The 3677-nt window shown below is 60.2% G+C and carries 2 protein-coding genes; one reads left to right on the plus strand and one right to left on the minus strand.

All coding sequences use genetic code 11. The features are described 5' to 3' along the window. Positions 1 to 409: 409 nt before the first annotated feature. Positions 410 to 2836 (minus strand): family 20 glycosylhydrolase, encoded by a 2427-nt coding sequence (locus QZ302_RS09375; protein WP_294594758.1) that lies wholly within the window; start codon positions 2834 to 2836, stop codon positions 410 to 412. Between the two features lie 94 nt (positions 2837 to 2930). Between QZ302_RS09375 and QZ302_RS09380 the strand changes: the two genes are divergently transcribed. After that, positions 2931 to 3152 (plus strand): hypothetical protein, encoded by a 222-nt coding sequence (locus QZ302_RS09380; protein WP_294594760.1) that lies wholly within the window; start codon positions 2931 to 2933, stop codon positions 3150 to 3152. The last annotated feature ends 525 nt before the right edge of the window (positions 3153 to 3677 follow it).

Below are 3677 nucleotides of genomic sequence, written 5' to 3' on the forward strand. Positions count from 1 at the left end.
ACGGCGCGCGGTCGAGCTTCGAGCCGCCTGAAACTGCCCTGCGCGGGCGGCGGACGGCTAATAAGGCAGAGACAACCCTGACAAAACGCCTGATGGGCGCCCCAGCGGGACGGAGCGATACTGCGTATCGCTTAATCTGTCCGGCCCAGTTCTTCGATGCGCGCCTTGCGCGATTCATTCTATTTCGGCAGTAAGCCGAAATAGCTGAATCGCTCCTTTAGGCGGGGCGCGCGGCTGTCCTACGGGAGGATACTGTACTCGGGCCGCGCGGGCCCCACGTCCCGTGGACGGGAAATGCTCACGCATTTCAACTGCCAGCCTCTACCCCTACGACCTGATCTCCATCAGCGAAAAAATAGGGGGCCTTGAATTGATCAAGGCCCCCTATGTACTATCAAATCTCCCCCCACTACTCGTCCACCGAAACGGCATGCGTCAGTTGAGAAGCCTTCACCCGCTCATAGGCAGTGCCCGACGGCGTCTTGACGAAGAACGAGATGTCGTTCCAAACGTCCGGCCAACCGTGACGGATCATATTATTGAACACCAACCGGAAAGCATGCTTCCCGGCCGCCAAAGCACGCGTCGTCTTATGCCGCAAGTGGCGACTCGCCGCCTCCTGACCGTTTTTCACGATCCGTTCGCCGTCGATCCACAACTCCTCCATATCCGTCGTAAAGCCGTAGACACCATCCTCCGGCAGTTCGACGAACCCTTCGTAAACCACCAGCGACTCCGGCGCCGTCTTCGTCCCCGCTTCATACCCCGGACAGAAATAGCGCACCACCGTATCCGCCCCGAAACGTGCACCCGCGATCTGTTCGTCCGTCAGGAAAAGCCCCTCGGCCACACGCATCACGACGCCCGAATCCACCGCTGCCGGTTCCGCCGCCGGTTTCAGAAGCTGCCGTTCGACCCGGATCGACCGCGACGGGCTCAGCTTGCCCTGAGGCGTCAGCGTGGCGATTCGAATCACAACCGGTTCGTCGCCGCCGATCATTAAGGTATCCTTATACATCTCCGATGCTGCGGTCGGTTCCGACCCGTCGAGCGTATAGACCATCGGCAGGTTCCGGGTATTGGAGAACGGCACCGCTACCGAGTCGCCGGTAAAGGCGAGCAGATCGACCAGCGTCCCCTCCGGCATCGGAATGTGGTAATTGATGCCGTGGTAATCGAGCCGCCGTTCGGCATCGACCAACCGCCGCTGGAACGACGCCCAATCTTTCCGATCGTTCGGTGACCAGTCCACTTCGGCCAGAGCCAGCACCCGCGGATAGTACATGTACTCCCGATGGGCATCCGACAGAACATATTCGCTCCACAGATTGGCCTGTACACCGATAATATAACGTCCCCAATCAGCCGCCGCAGAGTCCGGCACCGGGTTGTAGCTGTAGACCTTCTCCAAGGTGGAATAACCGCCGATCGACACCGGTTCGACTTCGGCCGCCCCCTGCTGGTGGTCGATGTAGAACCCAGCACTGTTCGGAGTCATAATCACGTCGTGCTGTTGCCGCGCCGCCGCAATACCGCCCGCTTCGCCGCGCCAGCTCATCACCGTGGCCGACGGAGCCAGACCGCCCTCCAGAATCTCGTCCCAACCGATAATCTTACGTCCGTGGGCGTTGGCAAACTGCTCCATCCGGGTGATGGTATAGCTCTGCAACAACTCTTCGGCCGTATGTTTGCGCCCATCTTTCCCCACATGCCCGGCCTTTTTGTCGAGCCCCTGTTCGCGAATCCGCCGCTGGCAATCCGGGCAGGCCTTCCACCGCACTTTCGGACACTCGTCGCCGCCGATGTGGATGTATTCGCTGGGGAAGAGGTCGAAGACTTCGGTCAGCACATTTTCCAGAAAGGCGAAGGTGGTGTCTTTCCCCGGACAGAAGACGTCGTCCTCGACACCCCAAATCACCCGCGGCTGGTCGAACGGCCCGCCGGTGCACGACAGTTCGGGATGCGACACCAAAGCGGCCTTGGCATGTCCCGGCATCTCGATCTCGGGAATCACGTCGATGTAGCGCGCGGCAGCATAAGCCACCACCTCCCGAATTTCGTCCTGGGTGTAGAATCCGCGATGGGTCGAGCCGTCTCCTTCAGTCCGCACAGCTCCCTTGGCCGTCAGTTCGGGATATTTTTTGATTTCGATCGTCCAGAGCTGGTCGTCGGTCAGGTGCCAGTGAAAGCGGTTGATTTTGAACATCGCCAGCACATCGAGCTGTTTCTTGATGAACTCCACGCCGGCGAAGTGCCGCGAGGGGTCGAAATGCACCCCGCGATACTTGAACCGGGGGTAGTCGTCGATCACTCCGACGGGCAGCTCCCACGCTACGTCCTTGACTTTCACCGGACTTTCGATCTCGGGCGGCAACAGCTGCAACAAGGTCTGCACCCCATAAAAAGCCCCTGCCGGCGCCTGTGCGGCAATGCAGACGGTCTCGTCGGGCGAGGAGACGAGCCGATACCCCTCGGCCTGAGCCACCGAATCGGTGCGGGTCAGCAGGATATAGTTCCGCCCTTCGTCCGGCAGCCGGTCTGCGATTTTCAGTTCATAACCGGTTGCTGTCCGCACTTTCCGCGCCAAATATTCAGCCACGGGTGCGAATGTCGAGTCGGTGCAAACGATGGCAGTATGACGGTTCAGCACGAGGGGACGAATCTCTTTCGAGGCGGGCACTTCGAAGTTCTCGGTCTGCACGGGAACGGGAATCACGGATTCGATATTCGGGGTTCTGGTCTGCCGGTTCTGGCGGGTGCCGCACGAGGCGCACAAGACCAACACGGCACTTGTCGCCCAAAAGACGATACGTGCACGACGGTTGTGTTTGTTCATGGAGTAAATATTTGTTGAGTTCGGGTTAATCTATTCGTTTTCTTGTCGAAATGAGAGGGAGGGGGGCTGTCGAGGGTGAGAGAGCCTCTCTCTTGTGAATAGAGGCTGGCGGCTTTCGTGTGCCGCTCGCCCCGCCCCGGGCTACCGCAGTTCGGGCTCGGGCGTGCTGGGCGGCAATGGGCTCGAGGGGTCTCTCTGGTCGATTTCGGCGAGTGGAGCTAACGGCATATTTCTGGCTTTCTACATGCAGAATCTCAATTCCAAAGGCACGTACTATCGTGCCCACGGTCTTCAGTTGCGCTGCCTCTCGGAATAAACGGACGCGCAGCGTCTTTTGCTAGCCGCCTCGGCCTAAATAACCGGCAGCCTCTACCCTGTATTGCGTTTACTGCGGTTCGCCGCCAGCGGTGAGTGCAACGAGCTCCGTCGAGTTGCAGTCCGCCGCAGGGGGTGGCGGCGAACTGCGCGGCTCAAAGAGCCGCAAGAGCAACACCTTTTTCTGTCGAGTTCGGCCTGTCGCCCACTCCCCCGAGCGGCTTCGCCGCTGGGCGACGAGGCGGCGGTTCGGAGAACCGCAAAAGCACTGCCTATTTGTTTTCGGCCGCAGCCAGTGGAGAACGAACATTAAGGCCGAGGCGGCCAGTAAAAGACGCTGTGCGTCCCCTCCGCATCCGGGGGCTGCGGAGGGCCGACCGTTACCACGGGGAATTAGCTATTCGCTCGCGGACTACAGTCATAGCTCGCCGCCAACGGGGACGCGATCGAACTTGCGAAAATGCAATTGCCTTAGCGGGTTGAAGCCTGCGGGGCCCACAGCAACGTCAGTTGCGGGCCTCCGCGG

It is taken from the genome of uncultured Rikenella sp. (assembly GCF_910579375.1).
In the GTDB taxonomy this organism is placed as follows: domain Bacteria; phylum Bacteroidota; class Bacteroidia; order Bacteroidales; family Rikenellaceae; genus Rikenella.

Coding starts and splice junctions, on each gene's coding strand:
- QZ302_RS09375 (WP_294594758.1), bottom strand. CDS start 2,836: ATGAACAAACACAACCGTCGTGCACGTATCGTCTTTTGGGCGACAAGT.